Source organism: Oceanobacillus sp. E9 (assembly GCF_001741975.1).
Taxonomy (GTDB): Bacteria; Bacillota; Bacilli; order Bacillales; family Amphibacillaceae; genus Oceanobacillus; species Oceanobacillus kimchii.
Genome location: NZ_LSNA01000006.1, coordinates 254,794 through 273,744 on the forward strand (window position 1 = coordinate 254,794; position 18,951 = coordinate 273,744).

General features: G+C 35.7%; 20 protein-coding genes. 17 read left to right on the forward strand and 3 right to left on the reverse strand.

What is annotated here, in order from left to right:
• Positions 1-37: 37 nt before the first annotated feature.
• The 16 genes from AQ616_RS08135 (at position 38) to AQ616_RS08210 (ending at position 14,311) form a co-directional block, all read left to right on the forward strand.
• Positions 38-865 (forward strand): MurR/RpiR family transcriptional regulator, encoded by an 828-nt coding sequence (locus tag AQ616_RS08135; protein WP_069685503.1) that lies wholly within the window; start codon positions 38-40, stop codon positions 863-865.
• Positions 865-1,986, forward strand: a complete 1,122-nt coding sequence (locus tag AQ616_RS08140) for a M20 peptidase aminoacylase family protein (RefSeq protein WP_069685504.1) — start codon at positions 865-867, stop codon at positions 1,984-1,986. The genes AQ616_RS08135 and AQ616_RS08140 overlap by 1 nt, the downstream gene beginning before the upstream one ends.
• Before the next feature lie 899 nt (positions 1,987-2,885).
• Positions 2,886-3,293: a methyl-accepting chemotaxis protein gene (locus AQ616_RS20190; RefSeq protein WP_260049339.1), complete on the forward strand. Its 408-nt coding sequence runs from the start codon at positions 2,886-2,888 to the stop codon at positions 3,291-3,293.
• A 13-nt stretch (positions 3,294-3,306) separates the two neighbouring features.
• Complete coding sequence (locus tag AQ616_RS08150) at positions 3,307-4,767, forward strand: aldehyde dehydrogenase family protein (protein WP_069685505.1); 1,461 nt, start codon at positions 3,307-3,309, stop codon at positions 4,765-4,767.
• A gap of 126 nt (positions 4,768-4,893) precedes the next feature.
• Complete coding sequence (locus AQ616_RS08155; RefSeq protein WP_069685506.1) at positions 4,894-5,151, forward strand: hypothetical protein; 258 nt, start codon at positions 4,894-4,896, stop codon at positions 5,149-5,151.
• A gap of 199 nt (positions 5,152-5,350) precedes the next feature.
• Complete coding sequence (locus tag AQ616_RS08160) at positions 5,351-6,352, forward strand: LacI family DNA-binding transcriptional regulator (protein WP_069685507.1); 1,002 nt, start codon at positions 5,351-5,353, stop codon at positions 6,350-6,352.
• A 13-nt stretch (positions 6,353-6,365) separates the two neighbouring features.
• The gene (gene hxlB / locus AQ616_RS08165) at positions 6,366-6,932 is read left to right on the forward strand and encodes a 6-phospho-3-hexuloisomerase (protein WP_017797882.1); all 567 of its coding nucleotides are present in this window, start codon (positions 6,366-6,368) and stop codon (positions 6,930-6,932) included.
• 13 nt (positions 6,933-6,945) lie between these two features.
• Entirely contained in the window at positions 6,946-7,578 is a 633-nt protein-coding gene (locus AQ616_RS08170) for a bifunctional 4-hydroxy-2-oxoglutarate aldolase/2-dehydro-3-deoxy-phosphogluconate aldolase (protein ID WP_017797881.1), read from the forward strand.
• A 38-nt stretch (positions 7,579-7,616) separates the two neighbouring features.
• Positions 7,617-8,645 (forward strand): TRAP transporter substrate-binding protein, encoded by a 1,029-nt coding sequence (locus AQ616_RS08175; RefSeq protein WP_069685508.1) that lies wholly within the window; start codon positions 7,617-7,619, stop codon positions 8,643-8,645.
• 19 nt (positions 8,646-8,664) lie between these two features.
• Positions 8,665-9,150, forward strand: a complete 486-nt coding sequence (locus AQ616_RS08180) for a TRAP transporter small permease (RefSeq protein WP_069685509.1) — start codon at positions 8,665-8,667, stop codon at positions 9,148-9,150.
• Complete coding sequence (locus tag AQ616_RS08185; protein WP_017797878.1) at positions 9,150-10,436, forward strand: TRAP transporter large permease; 1,287 nt, start codon at positions 9,150-9,152, stop codon at positions 10,434-10,436. The genes AQ616_RS08180 and AQ616_RS08185 overlap by 1 nt, the downstream gene beginning before the upstream one ends.
• A 19-nt stretch (positions 10,437-10,455) precedes the next feature.
• Positions 10,456-11,136: a ribose-5-phosphate isomerase RpiA gene (gene rpiA, locus AQ616_RS08190; RefSeq protein ID WP_069685510.1), complete on the forward strand. Its 681-nt coding sequence runs from the start codon at positions 10,456-10,458 to the stop codon at positions 11,134-11,136.
• A gap of 15 nt (positions 11,137-11,151) precedes the next feature.
• A complete protein-coding gene (locus AQ616_RS08195; RefSeq protein ID WP_017797876.1) occupies positions 11,152-12,102 on the forward strand; it encodes a sugar kinase in 951 nt (316 codons plus the stop codon).
• Between the two features lie 15 nt (positions 12,103-12,117).
• A complete protein-coding gene (hxlA, locus tag AQ616_RS08200) occupies positions 12,118-12,741 on the forward strand; it encodes a 3-hexulose-6-phosphate synthase (RefSeq protein WP_069685511.1) in 624 nt (207 codons plus the stop codon).
• A gap of 204 nt (positions 12,742-12,945) precedes the next feature.
• Positions 12,946-13,911, forward strand: coding sequence for a Gfo/Idh/MocA family protein (locus AQ616_RS08205; RefSeq protein WP_017797874.1), 966 nt, complete (start codon positions 12,946-12,948; stop codon positions 13,909-13,911).
• A 109-nt stretch (positions 13,912-14,020) separates the two neighbouring features.
• Entirely contained in the window at positions 14,021-14,311 is a 291-nt protein-coding gene (locus tag AQ616_RS08210; protein WP_017797873.1) for a YppG family protein, read from the forward strand.
• 326 nt (positions 14,312-14,637) lie between these two features.
• Here AQ616_RS08210 and AQ616_RS08215 read toward each other — a convergent pair whose 3' ends face one another.
• A complete protein-coding gene (locus tag AQ616_RS08215) occupies positions 14,638-15,105 on the reverse strand; it encodes an Hsp20/alpha crystallin family protein (protein ID WP_017797872.1) in 468 nt (155 codons plus the stop codon).
• Positions 15,106-15,355: 250 nt separating this feature from the next.
• Between AQ616_RS08215 and purU the strand changes: the two genes are divergently transcribed.
• On the forward strand, positions 15,356-16,258 hold the full coding sequence (purU, locus tag AQ616_RS08220) for a formyltetrahydrofolate deformylase (protein ID WP_017797871.1): 903 nt from the start codon (positions 15,356-15,358) through the stop codon (positions 16,256-16,258).
• A 79-nt stretch (positions 16,259-16,337) separates the two neighbouring features.
• Here the strand turns inward: purU and AQ616_RS08225 are convergent, their stop codons facing one another.
• Entirely contained in the window at positions 16,338-17,762 is a 1,425-nt protein-coding gene (locus AQ616_RS08225; RefSeq protein WP_069685512.1) for a dipeptidase, read from the reverse strand.
• A gap of 69 nt (positions 17,763-17,831) precedes the next feature.
• Positions 17,832-18,941: a nitric oxide synthase oxygenase gene (locus AQ616_RS08230; RefSeq protein WP_069685513.1), complete on the reverse strand. Its 1,110-nt coding sequence runs from the start codon at positions 18,939-18,941 to the stop codon at positions 17,832-17,834.
• Positions 18,942-18,951: the final 10 nt, after the last annotated feature.

Here is an 18,951-nt window from a genome sequence, read left to right on the forward strand (position 1 = left end):
ATAAAATAATGTAAAAACTTTAACACAGGTGACGTTTATGAATCGAGAATATGTAGAAAGAACGAAAGAGAAGCTCCCAGAAATGACTAAAGGATTAAAGAAAGTAGGGAGATATCTGTTATCCGAACCGATTGTATTTGCCATACATCCAGCTAAAAAAGTAGGGAGTATGATAGATGTAAGTGAAACAATGGTTATACGATTTTGTCATTATATAGGTTATCGAGGATATTCTGAGCTGCAAAAAGAAGTGAGACATCATTTAATGAATCTAGAAAATATCAAGGACAAGGAGAGCATATTAACGAAAGAAAATAATTTTAAACATTTTATCGAAGAAGATGTTAAGAATTTAAAGCAGATGAAGAATATAATAGATGTGGATGTATTGAACGATGTTGTAGAGAAAATATTAGAAAGTGAGAAAGTGGTAGTTGCAGGTTACTATCATTCATTTAGTTTTGCACATTGGTTTTCGTTTAACTTGAATTACATTTTAGGGAATGCTTCATTATTTAGACCGGAAAGCGATGCAGGGGTACTCGAATTAATGTCTAAAAATTCTTGTATCATCATTTTTTCTTTCTTTCGATATGCAGTAGACACCATACGTTTAGCCGAAGAAGCTAAAAAAATAGGAGTTCCTGTAATCGTGATAACTGATTCATGGGCATCACCAGCAGCTGAATATGCTGATTTTGTAATTTCGATATACTCATCAGAGAATACTAATGTTCTGTTACAGAAAGGACCAACTACGATGTCAGTTATGAATTCCATCTTATCTGAGTTGATCGACCAGGTTCAAGATCGAGGTAAAGTACCACCGACATTTAAGTACTATATAAAGGACGGAGAAGATTAATGATAAATAGTATTGAACAAAGAGTAAGAGATACATTTCATTATTTACATCAACATGCAGAAATTAGTTGGGAAGAGGTAGAAACGACTAATTATATTAAGCATTACTTAGAAAAAGCGGGATGTAACGTGACTACCTTTCCTGATTGTACAGGAATAATTGGAGAATATGGCGATTTTAATAAAGGCCTTCCAGTTGTAGGTATTCGAGCGGATATGGATGCACTATGGCAAGAAGTGAATGGGAGATTTCAAGCGAATCATTCTTGTGGTCATGATGCACATATGGCAATGGTTCTTGGTGTACTGTGGTCATTAGAAGAAATTACAAATATTAAGGATAAAATTGCAGTCAAATTTATCTTCCAACCAGCTGAAGAAAATGGTAGTGGTGCACTAAAAATGGTGGAAAAAGGAGTTGTAGACAATGTAGACTATTTATTCGGTGTACATCTTCGTCCAGACCAAGAAGCGAAAATGGGGACAGCAACGCCAGTTATTGTGCATGGTGCGACAAGAATGTTTCATGGGGAAATTCAAGGTGACGATGCCCATGGAGCTAGACCACATCTCAATCATAACGCGATTGAAGTCGGAGCTCAAATCGTTAACATGATCCGTCAAATTCACTTGGATCCACGTGTTCCCCATTCTGTAAAAATGACGAAGTTTCAGTCTGGGGGAAAGAACGCCAATATCATCCCAGGAAACGCTTCATTTAGTCTTGACTTACGAGCGCAATCCAATATAGTAATGGAACATCTAGAAAGAAAGGTCCATAATATCTTTGATGCGGTCCGAGATTTATATGATATTAACATTAAAATAACAGATGTACATGGGATTGCTGCAGCAGAAATTAATGAAGAGGCTATCCATATAATGCAAAAAGCAATTTCTTCACATCTAGGAGAAGACAAATTACTTGAACCATTAGTAACACCTGGCGGGGATGATTTTCACTTTTATACAATTAAACGCCCGAAATTGAAAGCAACGATGCTTGGATTAGGATGTGCTTTAACCCCAGGGCTTCATCATCCAACTATGACATTTGATCAAAATGCACTTGAAAATGGAGTGCAAATTCTTACAAAAGCAATACTGTATGTATATAATTAGTAACTTTTAATTAGAATCCCGATTTGAGAGTCAATATTCTTGATAGGGATTTTTAGTTTACCCTCCTAATACAACCTTCATCCTTACTAGAATTAGAGGGAAGTGTGGAAGAGTAAAACTGAAGAATTGATTTTGAAACCCGCTCTAGAAATATACTCCGCTTTCCGTGGGAGGCTGGTGAGCCTTACTCCCACAGGAATCTCCGTATATTTCTTGAGTTTATTCTAAGCACCATCCATCTGTTAGGCAACTCTTTTGTAAAGTCTCAAACTCTTATTTTTTAAGTTGATTATCGTACAAGCCTAATGAACTAAATTCATTCTCAGACTTTGACAATACAGTAAAGTAATTTTGAAAGTTTCGGAAATAGGTAGTAGTCTTCAAAAACGTATATTTATAACCGATATAAGGTCTAGAAGTTAATTAAAATGTTTTTGAAGGAGGAAAAAGGCGTGGATTCAATAAATGTAAAAAATCATCCATTACTAGAAGCGTTTATTCAGGTTGGACCTTATATTCAACAGTTAGTCAATGATGATATAACGATTGGAATATATGATACGGAGAAATTATTAAAGAACTATCCAGGTCAAACATTTTCATTGGATGTTTCAGCAGGAGACCCATTATTAGAGGGAGATATCGTAACGAGAGCGATCCAAGAAGGTAAGAATCAGTCAATGGTGGTTCCTGCTCATATTCTAGGTGTTAAATTAATTTCAAAAGCAGTACCTATAATAGATGAATTTGGAAACATTGTTGGCGGTGTGGGGTTAGGAATGAACGTTGATAAGGCACAACAATTGTCAGATGTTTCCGGGAATTTATCTAATGTTTTTGAAGATATTACTAAAACAATAACAGATATGGCGGAATCTATTTCTCAATTGTCAGAGAATATGAACTTTGTATCACAAAAATCAATTGAGGTTGGAGAAAGTGTCCAGTTAATTGAAGAGTTTTCTCAAACGGTAAAAGGCATTGCCGACCAAAGTAATCTACTTGGTTTAAATGCAGCTATTGAGGCTGCTCGAGCAGGAGAATATGGTAGAGGTTTTTCTGTAGTTGCTAGCGAAGTTCGCAAAATGGCTGCTAATTCAAAAATACAAGTAGATGAAATCTATACGATTACGAATAAAATTAAATCCGTTATCGATGGTCTTGATAAAGATATTCAGAAAGCAAATCTTGAATCAGACTCTCAATCTGCTGCCATAGAGGAACTTACAGCTACAATGCAAGAAGTAAATAGCAATATTCAAAGCTTAGCTACAATGGCTAAGGAAAATACAGAAATACGAAATTAGAGGAGAGTGTATCATGTCAATTTATAAGCAACTAGAATCACAATATATAAATGGTGTATGGAAAGATGGAAGTGGTCAGGCTACGATTCAAAATACGAATCCATTTAATGGAGAGGTTATTGCTTCATATCGTGCAGCTTCCTTACAAGATCTAGATATGGCATATGAATCAGCAAAAGTAGTGCAAAAAAAATGGGCTAAGGAAAATCCGATTAACGTACAAAAAATCATGAATAAAGCTGTTAGTTATATGGAAGAAAATCATGAAGAAATAGTCGATATTATTATTCAAGAAATAGGTGGAACTCGTCTGAAAGCCGAATTTGAAATTGGACTTGTTACCAATATGATTAAGGAAGCCTCCTCTTTTCCAATGCGAATGAGCGGAAGTATCTTACCATCACCGATAGATGGTAAAGAAAACCGTGTTTATCGAGTACCAGTAGGGGTTGTAGGTGTGATTAGTCCATTTAACTTCCCGTTTTTCCTTTCTATGAAGTCAGTTGCTCCAGCATTAGCTACAGGTAATGCGGTTGTATTAAAACCGCACGAACATACAGCAATTACGGGTGGAACAATGATAGCAAAGATATTTGAAGAGGCTGGACTTCCTAAAGGCGTACTTCAAGTAGTAACAACGGAGATTTCTGAGATAGGTGATCGTTTTGTAGATCACCCCGTTCCAGGTGCGATATCCTTTACAGGATCTACAAAAGTAGGTAAGCATATTGGTGAAGTGGCTTCTCGTAATCTAAAAGAAGTTCATTTAGAGCTAGGCGGTAACAGTGCATTAATCGTACTTGAAGATGCAGATATTGATTATGCAGTAAGTGCTGGAGTATTTAGTCGATTTACGCACCAAGGACAAATCTGTATGTCTGCAAATCGGATTATTGTTCACGAAGATGTATATGATGAATTTGTTCAGAAGTACGTGGAAAAAGTTAAAACATTAACTTGCGGCGACCCTGCAAATTCAAATACAATCATCGGTCCTTTAATTAATGAGCGCCAAGTAAAAAATACAGTTAACCTTATAGAAAAAGGGATTGAAGAAGGTGCCCACCCATTAGTAAGAGGGCAGGTGAAAGGTAATGTAGTAGAGCCAGTCATCTTTACAGAAGTAACTCCAGATATGCAAATTGCCAATGAAGAATTCTTTGCTCCAGTTGTAGCGATTATGAAAGTTACATCAGAAGAACAGGCCATCGCATATGCAAATGCTAGTTCATATGGTCTTAGCGGTGCCGTGCATACGAGAGATGTAAATCGAGGTGCAGAAGTAGCGAAACAATTAGAATCTGGTATGATCCATATTAATGACGGAACAATTAATGACGAGCCGAATGTGGCATTTGGAGGAGTGAAAAATTCTGGAGTAGGTCGTTTAAATGGAGAGTGGAGTTTAGAAGCGTTCACGACAACAAAATGGATCTCTATTCAACATACGAAACGCCAATTCCCATATTCCTAAAAGAATTATAACTATAGTTATTTGGACATTCGGTTTGTATCGTAATAATCTGCCCATCCAAAATATAGACACTTGCATAGAATACATTAGAAAGATATATATTTTGGAGGAAAGAGGGATAACAAATTGAATAATTATCAATTTGATCAAAATAACTATATAGAACCATATGAATCGTATATAGAGTCACGACCTCATGGTGGAGGCTTTCATGGACGTCCCATTTTCCACGGAGGCTATGTAGGACCATTTTTTGGATTTGGCGGAGCGCCTTTTTTAGGAGGATTGGCAGGAGGATTATTAGCAGGTGAATTGTTATCAGCACCATATTACTACTATCCTCCATATCCGACGTATAGTTACTACTCACCATACGGATGGTAATATAAATAAATTGGAAGTCAACTTTTTTAGAAGAGTTGGCTTTTTATTTTTGTATTCGAGTCAACAGCATAATTGCTATATCTTATTTAAAAAGAGTAATCCAAAAATTAGTATTGTAAAACGGTTACATTTATCTTATACTGTTACTAAATCGATTTACTAAACCGTTTTAGTTATAGAGCATAGAAGGGATTAACTTATGACAAAAAGAATTACAATTTCTGATGTTGCGATACATGCAGGTGTATCAAAAAGCACAGTATCACAGTATTTGAACGGTCGTTATGATTATATGGGACAAAAAACAAAAGAAAAAATTGAGTCTGCAATTAAAGAGCTAAAGTATAGTCCGAATATGGTGGCCAGAAGCCTAAAACAAAAATCATCGACTACCATTGGGGTTATTGTTGCAAATATTCTTCATGTATTTTCAACTCAGGTCATTCGAGCAATAGAAGATTTCTGCCATGAAAAAGGATTTCATGTCATTGTATGTAATGCAGACGATAATTCTGATAAAGAGAAAACCTATATAGATATGCTCCGGGCAAAACAAGTAGATGGAATCATTGCTTTTCCAACCGGTGATAATGTTGCGCTTTATCAAGGACTTTTAGAGGAAAAATATCCATTAGTATTTATGGACAGATTGGTAGATGGATTAGATATTCCTACTGTATTACTTGATAACTATAAAGCTGCAACTCTAGCAGTGGATTTATTAAAAGATTATCAACGACCTGCCATAGTAACATCACCGTTAAAAGAGAATTTGACACCGAGAATGGAAAGATTAATTGGTTTTAAAAATGAGCTAGCTAAACATGGGAAATCATTATCTGATGAATATATTGCTTGTGGTGAAATTAATGAAATACAAAAAAAGTTGACGGAGCTCTTTCAATTATCTGAACCGCCAGACGCAATTTTTGCGATAAATGATCGCGTTTTACATGAAGTACTATCCTTTATGAATTATCAAAATATCCGAATTCCAGATGATGTAGCATTAGTAAATGTCGATGATGTATCATTTGCAGAATTTTATCAGCCAGCATTAACAACGATTTCACAGCCAGCTTTTGAAATGGGAAAGAAAGCTGCTGAGCTATTATTTACACAAATCAAAAATCCACAAGATATAAGTACAAGGGAAACCTTCCGTTTCGAACCAATGGTGAATCGGAGAAAATCTTGTTGAATAGAAAGGAAAGATGATTATCGTGAAACAAAAAATAAATACTATCGCTAGAGAAATTCAGGAAGTTCTGGGACAAGTTATTGAAGCAGAAGTAATTGAATTAGCGGAAGGTATCCAACAAGCACCTCGAGTATTTATTGCGGGAACCGGCCGCTCTGGGTTAGTAGGAAAAATGTTTGGTATGCGCCTTATGCATAGTGGTTATCAGATTTATATTGTAGGAGAAACAAATACACCCAGCTTAGAATCAAATGATTTATTGTTATTAATTTCTGGTTCTGGAGGGACAACTTCCTTATTGAATTATGCAAATAAAGCAAAGGAAATTGATGCGAAAGTAGGTTTAGTAACAACAAATAAAGAATCTTCAATCGGCTCACAAAGTGATTATATCGTCCGTGTGCCAGCCGCAACTAAAAAACGTTTGTCGCAAGAACCAGATACAATTCAACCACTTGGTAGTCAGTTTGATCAATCTGCTCATCTATTATTAGATGCTATTGTAGTGTATTTATTAGATATGTATCCAGCCAATCGAAGTGTAGAAAGTCTAAACCAAAAACATACTAATTTAGAATAAGGTGGGATTATTTATGTCAGTAATAGAAGGTATTCAAGAAGAAAAAGTAGTAGCAGTTATCCGAAAAGCAAATTCGGATAATATTGTATCCATTTTGGAAGCGTTAGCAAAAGGTGGAATTCATCATGTGGAAATAACAGCTGAAACACCGAATGTTGAAAATGTAATTAAAACAGCAGTACAGAATGTAAATGAAGAAATTCAAATTGGAGCAGGCACAGTGCTTGATCCAGAGACGGCAAGGGCATTAATTTTAGCTGGAGCAACTTTTATTGTATCCCCAACATTAAATATAAAAACGCTAGAAATTTGTCAACGGTATGGTGTAGAACATATCCCTGGTGTGTTTACACCGACAGAAGTATTAACTGCATATGAACATGGTGCTAGAATGGTGAAAATTTTCCCTATCGATGCAGTTGGTCCTAACTATGTGAAGAATATTCGTGGGCCATTACCACACGTGAAAGCGATGGTCACCGGTGGAATCACTTTGGATAATATCGGTGATTATTTAAAAGCAGGAAGTGTAGCTGTAGGAACAGGAAGCAGCTTAGTAAATGCTCCGTTACTTCAAACAAAAGAAGATTACGCTGAATTAACTGAACGTGCGAAACAATATATTCAAAGCGCTAATCAAGTCTAGAAAACAATTGCTAATACATCAAGAGGGAGGAACGTTTTATGAGAAAAAATAAAATCGCTTTCATGATTTTGTTTATAAGTTTAATAGCTTTAGTACTTTCTGCTTGCAATACGAATGAAGTTGATGCAGGAGAAGATGGCAAAATTAAAATTATTGCTGCTCATAACCAGACTTCACCAGATAATCCATATCAGACTGGTTTGCTCAAGTTTAAAGAAGTAGTGGAAGAAGAATCAGGTGGAAAAATGGAAGTAGAAGTTCATGCAGGTACGATTGGAACAGAAGAATCGGAGTTAGTAGAGAAACTTCAATTAGGGGCAGCGGATGTTATATTAGCTTCTCCCGGGTTCATGACACAAACAGGAATTAGAGAAGTAGATTTGTTTTCAGCACCATATTTGTTTAATAGTTATAAACATTGGTTAGCGGCAGTTGATGGAGAAGTTGGACAAGAAATGGCACAAATCATTAATGAGAAATCAGACAATTCATTTAAACTGCTAGGTTATTGGTCAGCAGGTGTAAGACATTACTATGGCAAGAAACCAATTGAATCAGTGGAGGACTTACGAGGGGTATCCTTGCGTACACAAACCTCAGGAGTAATTTCTGATTTTTGGAAGGCTACTGGAGCAATCCCATCAGGAATATCTTGGGGTGAGTTATATCAAGGATTACAACAGGATGTCGTAGATTCCTCAGAGAATGCATATCCGTTTTTCGTGCAACAAGCACATCACACAACAAGTAATGGTAAATACATTACAGAGACAGCACATGACTACACGACTCGCTTTTTATTAACAAATGGGGAAAAGTTCGATAATTATACGAAGGAACAACAAGAAATCATCTTGCAAGCGGCAGAAGCATCTGTGGTAGCCGAACGAGAGGCAACGATGGAACAAGATGAAGAATATAAGGAAAAAGCAATTGAGGATGGTGCGGAAGTTAATGAAATTGATCGTCAGCCTTTCATTGATATTGCAACACCGATTTTAAATGATTTTGCTAAAGAGATTGAAGTGGAAGGACTGCTTCAGCAGATTAGAAGTTTAGAAGACTAACGAAAGGAGAGGATTCACCATGAAAAAGATGACAAATGCTATAGAGAAAATACAAATTACCATTGGTGTTATTTTTCTCTGTGTGTTTTTTGGAATTATTGTATTACAAATCGTTACTCGACATTTAGGAATTTCTGTGGTCTGGACAGAAGAGGCGGCTAATTATTCATTTATTTGGGCCGTGTTTATGGGATCAGCAGTTATGGTAAATCGGAGAGAGCACTTTAATTTTGACTTTCTAGTTCAAAAGCTTAAAGGCAAAAAAAGGGCTTACCTTAGTATTTTTAATGATGCAATCCTTTTCATTTTTAATATATGTATTTTTTTATTAGGAGTACAGGTGGTAAGCGAGTTTTGGAATTATACTTGGTCGTCGATACCACAAATGAAAATGGGGTATGTATGGTTAGTAATTCCAGTGATGGCAGCTACCATGCTTATATATACTACCTCTCATTTCGTAGAGCACATTCGCATAATCAAAGCAAAGGAGGTACATGAATAATGGGAATTATGTTATTAGCAATTTTCTTAGTATTAATGATTATCGGTGTACCGATTGCTTTTGTTATTGGAATAGTAGCTTTACTTGGGATTAGTGGTATTCCTTATACACCTGAAGCTACAGTTGCAATGAAAATGGTGAATGGCCTCGATTCCTTTGTCCTACTGGCTGTGCCTTTGTTCATTCTAGCAGCAAACTTAATGAACTCAGGGAAAATCTCAGAGAAGTTGATTGAGTTAGCGTTAGCTATTGTTGGTCCAATACGTGGAGGGCTTGCTCATGCGAATGTATTAGTTTCGATGATGTTTGCCGGTGTTTCTGGAGCAGCACAAGCAGATACTGCTGGTGTAGGAAAAGTTCTAATACCGAGCATGTTACGAAAAGGCTATGATAAAGAAACCGCAGTAGGGGTTACTGCAGCTTCCTCTACAGTTGGCGTTGTCATACCCCCTAGTATTCCAATGATTATTTTTGCTGGTCTTACGAATGCTTCCATCGGGGCATTATTTTTAGGGGGGATTATTCCTGGTATTCTAATTGGTGTTGGAATGATGGTTCTTATTTATTTCATCGCACTAAAGAGAAATTACCCGAAAGATGCAAAAGTGGAGATGAAAGTATTTTTTAAATTATTATTGGAAGCGATACCAGCATTACTTACACCAGTAATCATTATCGGTGGAATTATCACCGGATTCTTTACAGCCACAGAAGCAGCTGCCGTAGCATCACTTTATACGATTGTTATTTGTATGTTTTACTATAAAACGTTGAAGTTCAAAGATTTTCCAAAGATATTATTCGACACCTTGGCACTTAGTTCTTTATCGTTATTCGCTCTAGCTGCAGCGAGTGCATTAGGTGAATTAATGAGTTATTACCAATTAGGAGCAATGGCTCAAGAGTTCTTTGCGAATAATATTGGCGCAGAATGGTTATTTATTTTAATTATTATTGTTTTCTTCTTATTTATAGGAACTTTTATGGATGCAATTCCGGCAATGATTTTATTTGTTCCTGTTATTTTACCTACTGCACTAGAATTGGGGATCGATCCAGTACATTTAGGATTAATTGTAGTGATTACGTTAGCAATTGGATTAATTACGCCACCATACGGGTTATGTCTATTATTGGCTGCGAAAATTGGAAATATGTCGACAGAACGTTCTTTTGTGGCAGTAATCCCTTATATTGCAATTGTTTTAGTAGTCTTGTTATTCATCGCATTTTTCCCGGATATTGCTTTCTATATTCCGAAAATGATTAATCCTAGCTTATTCTAACTAGAAAGAGGCGAATATAGTGGAATACAATGATAAACTTATTGCAGCACGAGAAGCGGTAAGGTACATCAAAGAAGGCATGGTTATTGGAATTGGATCTGGATCGACTGTAAATGAATTCCTCTATTGTTTGGCAGATAGAATCAAAGAAGAAGGATTGCAAATAGTAGGTATTCCTGCATCGAAAAAATCAGAACGATTAGCTAGAAAGCTTAAGATCCCTTTAACAACTTTTGCCTCGTATCAAAACGTAGATATTTCGATTGATGGAACAGATGAGATCGATGAACAGCTTCATTTGGTTAAAGGTGGAGGCGGATCATTAGTTAGAGAAAAAATGATAGATTTGGTTGCTGACACCTTTATCGTAATTGCTAGTGGTGAAAAGAAAGTAAGAAAGCTAGGAACGTTCCCAGTGCCAGTTGAAGTTGTGCCATTTGGATGGCAGGCTACGGAACAAAGGCTACAACAACTTGGTTGCCATACCAAATTGCGTTTATTGAATGGAGAAATTTTTGTTTCGGATAATCAGAACTATATTATTGATTGTGAATTTAAAAAGATAGACGACGCAGTGACCTTACATGCATCATTGAAACAAATCGTAGGAGTAATTGAAACTGGAATTTTCACCCATTTGGTAGATAAAGCAATTATTGCAGATAACGGTCAAATCTATGTTATGGAAAATATAAGGTGATTGGGAGGGGTATATATGAAAGATATTATAACGTTAGGAGAAGCGATGGTAGTTTTCAACCCAGAATCTACTGGACCTATGAAATTTGTAAATGGATTTCATAAAACAATTGGTGGGGCGGAGTTGAATTTAGCTATCGGATGCTCACGGTTAGGGCTAAATACTGGATATATAACCAGACTTGGTAATGACGAATTTGGGAAATCCATTCGTAATTTTGTAAGAGGAGAAGGCATTGATACATCGGAAATAGATTTTATCGACCACTATCCAACATCGATTAACTTTAAAGAAATTATGGAAGATGGCAGTGTAAAAACATTTTACTATCGTGATAAATCACCTACGTTGTCGATGACACCAGATGATTTAAATGAATCATACTTTAAAAATGCAAAAATTCTCCACTTAACAGGAATATTCCCTGCTATTGGTGACGCAGCATTAAAAGTATGGAAGCAGGCTATACATTTGGCAAAGAAACATGGGGTGAAAATATCTTTTGACCCAAATATTCGCTTAAAAATGTGGTCGAAGGAACAAGCTCGGAAGGTATTGTTAGAAATTTTACCGGATGTTGATATTTTGTTAGCTGGTGACGAGGAAATGGACATTATTATTGGAAAACGGGACCCGGTAGCAATTATTGAAGCGTGTAAAAAAATGGGGATCTCTTATGTAACGATTAAGCAAGGAGAAAACGGATCAGTAGGTTATTCTCTTGGTGAAACGATTAAAGCAGCTCCAGTTAAAGCTAGCAAAGTCGTAGATACGGTCGGTGCAGGAGATGGATTTAATGCTGGAGTTCTCTATGGTTATCTTCATGAATGGTCTTTAAAGCGAACACTTAATTTTGCAAATACAATAGGATCGATGGTTGTTGGTATTACAGGTGATAACGAAGGGCTTCCATATTATGAAGATGTTCAAGAACGACTAGGAGAAGTAGAGAGAATAGAACGGTAATCGAGGTGAGAATTTATGAAATTACAATTAGCATTAGATCGACTAACACGTGGGGAAAGTATTCGCATACTAGAAAGTGTGAAACAACATATTGATATTATCGAGATTGGAACTGGCGTAATTAAAGAATATGGCGTCTCGATTATAAAAGAAATAAAAGAATTATATCCTGGAAAAAAGATTCTAGCAGATATGAAAATATGTGATGCCGGAAAATATGAAGCAAAGCAAGCATTTACAGCAGGGGCAGATATTGTAACTGTAATGGGATTCGCAGCTAATTCTACCATTAAAGAGACTTTACAAGTTGCAAAAGAAATGAATGGACAAATAATGATAGACTTGTTAGAAATCCAATCTGCAGATCGAGTAAAAGAGTTATCATCGACTGGGGCTGATTTAGTAGGTTTACATGTGGGTAAAGATAAACAATCAGAAGGGGTCTTTCATACCGATTTATTTTCTTTAATCGAGGGAATTCCTGTACAAGTAGCAGTGGCTGGAGGAATCAATTCGAAAACATTACCAGATATTAAACAACACAAACCAGATATTGTTATAATTGGCAGTGCTATTACTGGACAAGAGAATCCGGAGTTAGCTGCAAATACAATAAGAAACATAATGGAAGATAGATAATCTCAGTTAATCTTCCCGTTTTGCGAGACGATAAAGAAAAGACGGGAAGATTTTATTATATAGATAAGGTAGGAAATATGGCTTTGATAGGGATTGGAGTATCCTGTCTTTTTTGTTTTTAGATGAAAAAGACTATATCTATCTATTGATTTGGATTACAATGTAGGTGAAACAGAATTACTATGGAAGAAAGGAAGATGTAAATTGAATATAGCAACTATTGGTTCTGGGAAAATAGTAGAGGAAATGTTACAAGCAATTGAATCGTTACAAGATGTGCAATGTGTTGCTGCTTTTTCACGGACTAAAGATAAAGCACAGCGCCTGGCAGATCGTTATGATATTGCAAAAATATATACGAATTTAGAGGAAATGTTAAGTGATTCTGAAATTGATACCATTTATATTGCCTCGCCTAATAGTTTACATGCTGAACAAGCTCGTCTTTCGATGGAATATGGAAAAAATGTCATTTGTGAAAAACCTTTTACTTCATCTCATGAAGAAGCTAAAGCATTATTCTCACTTGCAAAGGAAAAAGAAGTATTTTTATTTGAAGCTATTCCAACTTTACATTTACCCAATTATCAACTAATTAAAGAACATTTAGACAGTCTTGGGCCGATTAAGCTAGTGCAATGCAATTATAGCCAGTATTCTAGTCGTTATGATCAACTAAAAAATGGAGAGGTTACGAATATATTTGATCCTAAATTTGCTGGAGGTGCATTGGCAGATATAAACATTTATAATCTTCATTTCGTGCTTAACTTATTTGGAAAGCCAGAAAAAGTTAACTATTCAGCGAATCAACATAGCAATGGAATAGATACTTCTGGAATAGCGGTGTTATCTTATCCGACTTTCCAAGCTAGTTGTGTAGGAGCAAAAGATACGACTGGAGTTAATTTTGTAATGATTCAAGGCGAAGAAGGATATCTCTATGTTTCTCAAGGGGCTAATGGAGTTCAAAAAGTAACGTTGAAGAAAAAAGATGAAGAAATAGTTATTTCTGTTCAACAAGATGATCCTAGATTAACGTATGAATTTAGACGTTTTCAAGAGATTATTACAAACGAGGATTATGTGGCAAGAGACCAACTCCTAGAACATTCCCTTCATGTAGCTAGTGTAATGGAAGCTGCAAGAAATCAAATTGGACTCGATTAATAGGAGACAAAAAAATGTCTTTTATGAAGAGATAGACGGATTGCCCTTTCCAATGAAACATATTTGCATAAATTATAGCAAAGTATCTCGGAGGAGGGGAACTGTACAAATGTTTGATAGACGTTCAGAAAGACCAATATTTGGACCACGACCACGTAGACCTCAACCGACTGCAATAAGAAGAAGAGGTTTTGGATTATCTCCACAAAATAAGTATTTACCAGGTCAATCAAATAAGTATAGTCAAATACAAGGCACTGCTAATCATGTGAAAACGATGTTTCAAGATGACAAAGGTGAATGGGATTACGGTAAGTTAATGACAACGGCTGGTCAATTACAGGAAGTATATCAAAACGTCAGTCCATTAATTAGTGGAGTCATGAAGAAATTAAAATAGTAAAGTGAAACTTTTTTAAGTGGGGTATTACTGTCCTTATATTCGGAACAAATAAAGAATCAGAGGTTACGTTCTAATGGACGCTGCCTCTGTTTTTTTATTATGCAATGGAAATTATAATATTTGAGTGCGTGCTGTAGAAAACGAAATAACTAAATAAGACTTGCTAAATGTTACTTATGAGGCTTACCTTGTTAGGGTGAAAGTTATCATCGGTTCGTCTCCTCACCGTGATTACCTATAGATCAAAGAAAAAAGGAAGTTCGACCATTGTCGAATCTTCCCTATAACAGCGGCGTACTCATTACGTTGCTAAACGGGTGTGTTTATTCAATGTTTAAGAAATGTCGATTTGTATTCAATTTAGGTATCGTAATTGCTAAAATACCTTTTTCTAAAGTTGCTGTTGTTTCTTTTTTAGGAATATTAAATGGGATTGTGATGGTTCTTTCTTTTTTTTCAGTTGACGATTCCTTTTTGGAGAATGAATCTGAGTGTAGCTCATTTGATATTCTGTTTTCTACAACTATCTTTAAGCGATTCCCGATTATTTCTAATTCAATTTGCTCTCGTGTATACCCTGGTAGCTCTGCTTTAATAATCATAGCTTCATCAGTTTCAATGGTATCTACATAAAAGGGATGAAATACATGACCATTAAATTGCTTAAATGAATGATTGAACAAAGAGTCCATGCGATCCATAAATTGATGTAGTGGTTTAAAGTCAATATCCCAGTTCTCAGGTAATATCTTTTTCTTATTCGGATCAGATGAATTATTGTCTGAAGTCATTTCAATACCCCCTACTCTGGATGTTCTATCTATACTGTATGCAAAACATAATCATTTAGGATGGGCGAAAGTCGGAGAGTCATAATAAATCCTACAGGAATTGCTAATATTATATTTACATAAAGCCATAACTTGACTGATAGCTCTTTCATACTTTAAAGTACTATAAAGTAAAACTTCATCAGGTAGGGGTTATAAATTCCCGTTACATGCAGGATAAAGTAAAAGATGATAGAAAGTTGTGATTCATATGTACCGATATTCAGAAAATAAATTAGATACATTTCAAGAAAGGTATAAAGATCGAGCGCGACTATTAATTAAATGTCCAGATAAACAAGGAATTGTCGCAGCAGTTTCAACATTCTTACATGAACAAGGAGCAAATATTGTAGCTTCCAATCAGTATACTGTTGATCCAGAGGGTGGAGAATTCTTCATGCGATTAGAATTTGAAATCAAAGGTTTATCTGAACAGGTAGAACAATTGAAGGAAAAGTTTCAATTCGTTGCTGAACGTATGGAAATGGAATGGCGTATAGCTATGATGAGTGAGTTTAAAAATGTAGCCATCTTTGTTTCGAAAGAACCTCATTGTCTACTTGAATTATTGTGGGAATGGCAAAGTGGAGATTTATTAGCAAATATTAAAGTAGTAATTAGTAATCACGAAACTGCAAGGGAAATGGTGGAGGCCGCTGGGATTCCTTTTTATCATGTTCCAGTCACGAAAGGACAAAAAAAGGAAGCTGAGGACAAGCAAAATGAAATTCTAAAGAAATATGATATTGAGATGATTATCTTAGCAAGATATATGCAAATACTTAGTCCTCATTTTGTTGAGAAATATGAAAATAAAATAATTAATATTCACCATTCATTCTTACCAGCTTTTATTGGGGCAAAACCGTATGAACGTGCATATGATCGCGGGGTGAAAATGATTGGAGCAACTTCACATTATGTAACAAATGACTTAGATGAAGGACCGATTATTGAGCAAGATATTGACCGTGTAAATCACGAACAAAATGCAGCCGATTTAAAGAAAATTGGTCAATCAATTGAAAGACGCGTTCTCTCACGAGCTGTAAAATGGCACTTAGAAGATCGTATCCTTGTCCATGAAAATAAGACAATCATTTTTGAATAAAATAAAAGAACGAGCTTTAGGATGTAATTTCAGGATATCGTACCTCTTTTAACTATGTCCAGAGCTCGTTCTTATTTAGTTAATTATCTAAATATACTATCGCAGTATCTCGAATAGTGTCACCATTATTTAATACAACTTCAAAGGTGATGACATGATAATATTCTGTTAATTTTTCTGTAACTGTATGAGAGACCTCTCCAGAACTTGCGTCATACTCTGCTTTAAATCTATGTCCATCAACAATAATATTAACTTCTTCCACTTGAGCGGAATCATCCATTTCAATGGTTGCCTTGAAAGTAGGTGTTGAAGAGTTTATATGATCTCCCATTTGAAATTCAGGAAGAATATTAGCTGTCGAACTTGATGCAACATTTTCAACTTCTGAAATTTCTTCCACATCATTCATTACTCTTAAGGAATTTTCTCCAAGAATTTTTCGGATATCATCATTTGAATATCCTCTATTCTCCAATTCTTTAGTCAGAAGGGGAAAGTCAGTACTATCGGTCATATCGGAAGGAAGATCTGCGCCATCAAAATCAGAACCTATTGCAACGTGATTTATTCCTATTAAATCGACGACATAATCAATATGGTCTACAATATCATTGATAGTAGCTTGGTTATTTTCGGATAAAAATACTGGATAAAATACAATTCCAACAACGCCATTGTTTTCTTTGAGTGCTTGTAATTGCTCATCAGTTAGATTTCTTTGATGACTTCTCAATTCTTCGACACCAGAATGTGTCGCCATAATAGGAGCTTCTGTTGTTTCGATCACATCCCAAAACGTACTTCTAGACATATGAGAAACATCTACAATCATTCCTAGGCGATTCATTTCTTGAACGAGTTCTTCGCCTGTTGTCGTTAACCCGCCTGAAGAAGAACGTCCATCTAAGTATACTTCATCTGCTCCTTCACCAAGAATGTTTGAATAGTTCCAATTAAATCCGATTGCTTTTATTCCAAGATCCTTATACTGTTGCACAAGTTCTTTACTATTTTCTTGTGAAAAAGAATAACCGCCTTCTATAGTTGGTACAATTGCAATTTTGTCATTAGCAAGTGTATCTTTAATTTCATTGAGAGATGGTGAGATAGTCATGGACTCCTGATTGTTTTCAACGGTCCAGTACAAAGCATTTATTAAAGCTAATGTTCTACTTAAGTTTCTTTCTGTATAACCGTAATCTGTTGTAAATGCAGCAAAGTAACCTACATCTATACCACTTTCTTTTAATTTTTCTATATCAATATGAAGCGATGTCGGCTCTTCAATATTTAAAGTTGGAAGCCATGTATTTTCGTCAAGAACATTCATCATTGTGTCAATATGACCATCAACAACAATAGATTGCTCATGAACAGGTTGTTCTTCCTGAATATCATGTATGAGTTGGAAAGGTTTGGTTATGTGATCCCATAAATCGGCACCACTTACACCTGGTAAAATAGATAAGATTCCTAATAAAAAAATAGATGAAAGGTTCATTATAAGAAATTTCCTCCAAAAGCTTTTTATTTATCCTGCCCTTGTGAAACTAACATTCACTAGGCTTTATTAATGAAAGGGACAAGATGTTGGTTGATAAAATTTATTTTGATAAAAGAAATTAGGTTTTAAAATATCGTTTCTATAGGGTTTATGCCATATATGTGTAGTTGCAGGAGAAACAGGCGGTATAAGCCAAGTCCACTTACCTGTGACATCCCGACCTTTGACAGCCTCGTGCTTTTCAAAAACTTCGAATTGTTTAGCTGCAGTGTGGTGGTCTGTAATCGTAATCCCTTGCTTTTTAAATGAGTAAAGAATGGCAGCATTTAATTCTACCAATGCTCGATCTCTCCAAAGATTACTTTCATGTTTGGTATTAATTCCCATCTTTTCAGCAATCTTTGGTAACATATCATAACGATATTCATCGGCAAAATTTCTGGCACCAATTTCTGTTCCCATATACCAACCATTGAATGGAGCTGCAATATAATCGAGCCCGCCAATTTCTAAACGCATATCAGATATAATTGGAATAGCATACCATTTTAAATTTAAAGAAGCTATCTCCGGATAATCAGGATGTTCGATTGGTATTTCTGGAATGATCTCATTTGGAATCTCCATCCATTGTGGATGTTGGTCTCCAATTTGTACTACGAGTGGTAGAATATCGAAATTTGTGCGTGCGCCTTTCCAATTCAAACGTTCACAAATTTTTGTGAACTCAATGGAATCTGGATCTCCAATAATACCTTCGTCCGTTTGATAACCTGCATATCTTAATAGTTGATGATTCCAAATTTTTATGATGTTCTTCTTGTCTTGTTCTGGACGGAAGATGGTAATGTATGGCTTGATTCTTCCGTGGTTGAACGATAATTGTATATGGCTGAGGAGGTATTCAAAAACTTCTTCGTAAGTGTCAACATTTCGTGCATCAACGACTTCTATCCGTTCCCAAAAAAGTCTACCAATACATCGATTGGAATTTCGCCATGCTAACTTAGCGCCATAGACAATTTCGTCGTACATTTGAGTATAGTATCCTTTTTTTTCTATTTCCGAGTTGACTTGAGCGATTCGTTTAGCTAAATAGTCATGTGGCTTATCTGTTTCATCACAGTATTGTGTCAAAAACAACTTTGCCTCTTGAGAAACTTTTTCTATCGTCAAAGGAATAAAC

Bases quoted from the DNA above. Each gene is read 5' to 3' on its own strand.
- AQ616_RS08170 (WP_017797881.1), top strand. From the start codon at position 6,946: ATGTCAGTAATAGAAGGTATTCAAGAAGAAAAAGTAGTAGCAGTTATC.
- AQ616_RS08140 (WP_069685504.1), top strand. From the start codon at position 865: ATGATAAATAGTATTGAACAAAGAGTAAGAGATACATTTCATTATTTA.
- AQ616_RS08225 (WP_069685512.1), bottom strand. From the start codon at position 17,762: ATGAACCTTTCATCTATTTTTTTATTAGGAATCTTATCTATTTTACCA.
- AQ616_RS08160 (WP_069685507.1), top strand. From the start codon at position 5,351: ATGACAAAAAGAATTACAATTTCTGATGTTGCGATACATGCAGGTGTA.
- AQ616_RS20190 (WP_260049339.1), top strand. From the start codon at position 2,886: ATGAACTTTGTATCACAAAAATCAATTGAGGTTGGAGAAAGTGTCCAG.
- purU (WP_017797871.1), top strand. From the start codon at position 15,356: ATGTACCGATATTCAGAAAATAAATTAGATACATTTCAAGAAAGGTAT.
- hxlA (WP_069685511.1), top strand. From the start codon at position 12,118: ATGAAATTACAATTAGCATTAGATCGACTAACACGTGGGGAAAGTATT.
- hxlB (WP_017797882.1), top strand. From the start codon at position 6,366: ATGATTATCGTGAAACAAAAAATAAATACTATCGCTAGAGAAATTCAG.
- AQ616_RS08210 (WP_017797873.1), top strand. From the start codon at position 14,021: ATGTTTGATAGACGTTCAGAAAGACCAATATTTGGACCACGACCACGT.
- AQ616_RS08185 (WP_017797878.1), top strand. From the start codon at position 9,150: ATGGGAATTATGTTATTAGCAATTTTCTTAGTATTAATGATTATCGGT.
- AQ616_RS08215 (WP_017797872.1), bottom strand. From the start codon at position 15,105: ATGACTTCAGACAATAATTCATCTGATCCGAATAAGAAAAAGATATTA.
- AQ616_RS08135 (WP_069685503.1), top strand. From the start codon at position 38: ATGAATCGAGAATATGTAGAAAGAACGAAAGAGAAGCTCCCAGAAATG.
- AQ616_RS08180 (WP_069685509.1), top strand. From the start codon at position 8,665: ATGAAAAAGATGACAAATGCTATAGAGAAAATACAAATTACCATTGGT.
- AQ616_RS08175 (WP_069685508.1), top strand. From the start codon at position 7,617: ATGAGAAAAAATAAAATCGCTTTCATGATTTTGTTTATAAGTTTAATA.
- AQ616_RS08195 (WP_017797876.1), top strand. From the start codon at position 11,152: ATGAAAGATATTATAACGTTAGGAGAAGCGATGGTAGTTTTCAACCCA.
- AQ616_RS08150 (WP_069685505.1), top strand. From the start codon at position 3,307: ATGTCAATTTATAAGCAACTAGAATCACAATATATAAATGGTGTATGG.